Origin of the sequence: Arsukibacterium sp. (assembly GCF_041616895.1) — a bacterium.
GTDB lineage: Bacteria > Pseudomonadota > Gammaproteobacteria > Enterobacterales > Alteromonadaceae > Alishewanella.
Genome location: NZ_JBFJPY010000150.1, coordinates 1 through 4,660 on the forward strand (window position 1 = coordinate 1; position 4,660 = coordinate 4,660).

3 protein-coding genes are annotated in these 4,660 nt (G+C 47.2%); all 3 read right to left on the reverse strand.

Annotated elements, in window-relative coordinates; genetic code table 11:
- A partial coding sequence (gene casB / locus ABY802_RS15860) for a type I-E CRISPR-associated protein Cse2/CasB (RefSeq protein WP_372628099.1) occupies positions 1–465 on the reverse strand: 465 nt, incomplete at its 3' end.
- Positions 455–1,981 (reverse strand): type I-E CRISPR-associated protein Cse1/CasA, encoded by a 1,527-nt coding sequence (gene casA, locus ABY802_RS15865; RefSeq protein WP_372628100.1) that lies wholly within the window; start codon positions 1,979–1,981, stop codon positions 455–457. The genes casB and casA, both read right to left, overlap by 11 nt.
- Positions 1,965–4,660: CRISPR-associated helicase/endonuclease Cas3 (gene cas3, locus ABY802_RS15870; RefSeq protein WP_372628101.1), on the reverse strand; the 2,696-nt coding region annotated here is incomplete at its 5' end. The genes casA and cas3, both read right to left, overlap by 17 nt.

Genomic DNA, 4,660 nt, shown 5'->3' on the forward strand with positions numbered 1-4,660 from the left:
CTTTGATGGTAAGGCAAGTACAAAATCTTCTAATAATTGTCGGCGGTCCCGCTGGTTCCACCAGGTCAATTGCTCCGCTAATAACGGCCAGTACACTTTAGGCTCGGCATGCGCTAACAATCGGCGTAGCTGCACCATGTCATTCGGCCATTCCGCTCGCAGTAATTGATAAACACGTCGCTCGTTAATTTTGCCGCTCTCGGCTAATGCTTTGCCCAGGCTAATGCCATTTGGGTGCTTATCCGATTTTTCCGTATGGTGAATAACGTTTTTACCGGCACTTAAACAAAACACCATTCGCAACAACGCGTGCTGGTTTTGCGGCCAACCAAAAGGTTGTACTAAGCGGTAAAAAGCCGGTATGTCTTTTAGTTCCTCAGGCTCTGAAACACGCCTTAACTGAGCACTGGCGGCGTTATCCAGTGCATTCCAGACGTGGTAGAGCGCTAATGCATCAAGCGGCATCTTGGCCTCCTTGCGGTTGTTTTAATTCAGAAAGATGTTTGTGCAAGCTCCGCCTTGCCACTGCAAGAGCCCGCACAAGTTTAGGATGATGCTGATAAGGCGTTGTAACTTCGTCAAACAGTGCAGTGCATAACTGCTGCAATTGCCTACGTAGTGCATCCAATTGCGGTACTGGTTCAACAAAGTTAAGCGTTGCCAGTAAGTCAGGGATCAGTAATTCACTTTGACGGAAATACTGTCGCTCAGCCACTTCATGCACCGCGACACCAGCACCTTTTAATTCAGACGTTTTAATGCCCTCAACAAAAGTGTAAAGCGCCTTTCTTAATGCCGTTTTATATTGAAGGCCAATTTGAACTACAGCTTCGATAGCCTCAGGATAATTCTGCCAGCCTTGATTTATTGCCATAACATCGTGGCGACGCTCTAAAATAGACGCCTGATTGTTCCGATATCCACCTACAATTAGCTGTGTTTTTGCGTGGCGGAAAACCTTAGCACATTGCGCAACCACAGCTGCGGGTTGCTGGGCATCGCCTTTTTCCGGCTGCAACTTCACTAGTACCCGGCTGAGCTGCGTCCATGATGGCGCTGAGGTGGTAAAAGCGAGAAATTTCTCCAGCGTTTCGCCTTTTTTTACTTGAAACAAGCGCGGCGAATGCGGATGAGGCCAGGTACCATTAACAGTAAAATTAAACTTCGCTTTAAAAAAACCGGTATAGCGTTTATTGGCACGCAAACCACAGCCACTGCATTGGCCTTCGCCAATAGGATCACATAGCTCAATGTGATCAGGCTGCCAAAATAGCCCCCGCACCAGACCGATATTTGCAGCCGCGATAGCAGAGTTAGCCACTATAGGTTGCTGCCAGGTTGGTGCTTGCGACAATTGCAGATCGTTGCTCATCAGTTGTTCAAGACTTGACTGCGTTAACACATTCAACCAGATAGTGGTGCGTAAATCAGTAAAACGCGCATCAACAGCCTGGATCAACGTCGTTACCGGCGAGCCGCCACGCATGCCACTTTTAAATCCGCCACCAAAACTGGGGGCATTGTTTGCCTGGTTAAATAATGCTATCGCCGTACAACCACCACATAGCGCCTGACCTTGCCCGGGTTCATTGATAAAAGTGCAGTTGGTGGCACCTGTTAATCCCGCCAATAGCTTATCCATCCCTGTAGGCTCTTTGGCATCAACACCTTTAACCTGCATAAACGCTTGTTCGGGATGATCCAAACAAAAGGAATCACGCCACTTTGCTATACCCTGCCTGAAAGCATCTGTAGTAAGCGGTTTAGTAATGTAACTATGTAAAGCCTGTTCATCATCTGGTATCCAGCAAATCTGTACCAAACAGATCAGCAACTGCATCGCTGCAAGTTCCATATCGTCACGTGGCAGGCTAAGCAACCATTGGTCATGGCTACATAACAGTTGCTCCAGAGTGATAGCTTGTGGGGTACCGCCATTTAACGGTCGAACGGGTATCCAATGATCAGTTAGCAGGTTCATTTCGTATCTCCATGCCTTTCTCCTTGGTATAGTACAAATAATGTTTGCCTGTTTGCATGCAAAGCTTCTCTTGCTGATACTGGCCAGATAACCAAAAACGGCCATACTCATCGGGCAAAACTTTAATTTTTCTTTTCCAGCTATCCGGTACATTTACCTGATTTAATGCCAACGCCTCCTGTTGCTTATATGCATCAAGTTGCTCGTAAATCCGGCCATCCAGCAATTGCCTACCTGCTTGTGTTTGCACAAAAGGCACCAGCGGAATGCTCATAGCACCATCACGGGTAACCGCACACTCATTGATTTCACTATCGTACAGGCTGATATTTTCTGCCCATTGTCGCATCTGCCGCGCTTTGATTTTTTTGGTGAAATCTTCGTTTTCAAATAATTCCATGCCGCTACTCACCCAATCGGGCTCCAGCGTTGTCACCTCATCACTGTAAATCGGCTCTATCCAGTTTCTGTAAGCGTCAGGAAATACCAGTGGTTGTTCGCCAAGTGTTTCAATAGCTTGTTGTGTGCGCCACATTACACGGGTGTGGCTATAAATTTTGCCAATAATGCCGTAGCCTTCGGCGTCAGGCAGTAAAACCGTTGCTTTGGGCTTGGTAAACCCTGCCGGGCGGTAAGCTCTTTGATGGCGATGTAATCGTCCTAAACGCTGAAACAACAGATCAACCGGGCAAATCTGTGTAACTACCCAATCAAAATCAACATCAAGTGATTGTTCAACTACCTGGGTTGCCACCAGAACTCGCCCACGGCTACGTTCGCCTTCTTTACCAAAACAGGCTAATGCCAGATTTTCCTTTACCTGGCGGTCCAACAACGAAAAACGGGCATGAAATAGCTGTATATCAGTTTCCGGAGACAGATGTTTCAACCTCTGATAAGCCTGTTGGGCAACATCCACGATATTGCAGATCAAGCAGACCTGGGCGCCCTGCCTAGCCGCAGATATCAGTTGCCCAAGCAAATCTTCATCAGGTGCAGCGTCTTTGCTGTAACGAGGTTCCAGATAAAGCTGAAACTGCGAAGGCTGCTGATCCGGATAAGGCGTTAGATCAAACTGGCTAAAATGTTGGCCTGATATCCAGGAAACCTGTGGGTAAGGTGCATCCTTCGCCAGCTTGTTTGAAATAGCGCTGTGGCTAGGCGCATAACTGCGTAGCAATTGCTCTTTTTGCTGCATCGGTAACGTTGCTGACAGCAAAATAGCCGGGCTACCTGCTTTTGCCTGATCTTGCAACACAGCCTCCAGCAAACCATACATATACCGATCATAGGCATGCACCTCATCAACAATAAGCACACTACGTCCGGCACCAAAACCGCGGACAAAACGGTGACGTAACGGTAATACTGAAACCAATACCTGATCAATGGTGCACACGCCAATCTGACCAAGAAATACCCGTTTTTTACTCTGACTAAGCCATTTAACACACTGGCTTAAGGCGTTCTCCCCTTGCCCATTCCCCCCACGCTCTTTAATTCCTGCAAAGGCACTGTTAAAACGTGAGTTTGCATGTGCCAGCACCAGATTGGGGTTATCAAAAAGTTTAGGTGCCAAGGTTTCAATACGCTGAAGCATCGCATTCGCTGTCGCCTGAGTGGGTAAAGCAAAAATAATGCTATCCGCTAAATTCTGCTCTACTAACTTCCAGGCATAAGCTAGTGCCGTTTCTGTTTTACCAGAGCCAGTAGGTGCCTCAATAATGGTTAAACCGGCTGTTAATGGTAAAGACTGTACCAATACTTGTAGTTGGCGGGGCTGGTAGCCGCTATCCAGCAGCGCTTGTACATTAGCGTTGGGTTTTACTTGCCCCGTTAAGCCGCTGCGTTTAATGACCTTTGCTGCATCGTTATGATAGCGCCGCTCAAAATAATGCATAAGACCAGTTTCATTGATTGCGGCTGTCGACTGAAAAAGAAAAGTGTCATCACTTAACCATGAACCTAACCAATCAGCTATCGAACAAAAACCTGCTAATAATACTGAGCAATCAGGTGGTGAATGTTGCACCGTTAAGCCTGCAGGTTGAAGAAACAGTGTTTCCAGTGTAGCCACCCAGGCACTTCGGGCAGTGCTATCCCGTTTAGTAAAAGAATGCAATTCAACAGGCAAGCGATACCGATGTGCGTCCAGTTTATCGGTATGCATAACAGTACCATGATGACCACACACCGCTTCCATCCAGGGCTGCCAGGATTCAAACGGATGAGTAGCTCCAAGCGCAAAAGGGTCATCAGCTGCATCAGCCTGATAGTCAGTATCAAACCAGTAAAGCCCGGCTAAACCATGGTCATATTCTTTACAATCAAAAACGGTTGGCAGTCTGGCTTGCTGATCTGCTGGATTTAACGCAAGCCATACTTGCGGAACTTTGCACTGAAAACGGATATCAAATTTTCCAAGATCATGGAGGGCAATAAAAAACAGCAGCCAAGCTCTTACTTTGTGCTCTTCCAGCTTTTGGTTATTGCAAAACAGATGTCTTAAAGCAAGACTATGATCCCACCAATATGCGGCCACCGCCGCCACATCCAAACTATGATAAGCCAGCAAATGATAATCCGGCCCGGCTTGGTCAGGGTCTTTCTTGGCTTTTCCCCAGTAAGCAAAGTAGCTCCCAGCTTGTGCTTCAATCATTGCTGCTATTCCTTGCTGTC

Bases quoted from the DNA above. Each gene is read 5' to 3' on its own strand.
- casA (WP_372628100.1), bottom strand. From the start codon at position 1,981: ATGAACCTGCTAACTGATCATTGGATACCCGTTCGACCGTTAAATGGC.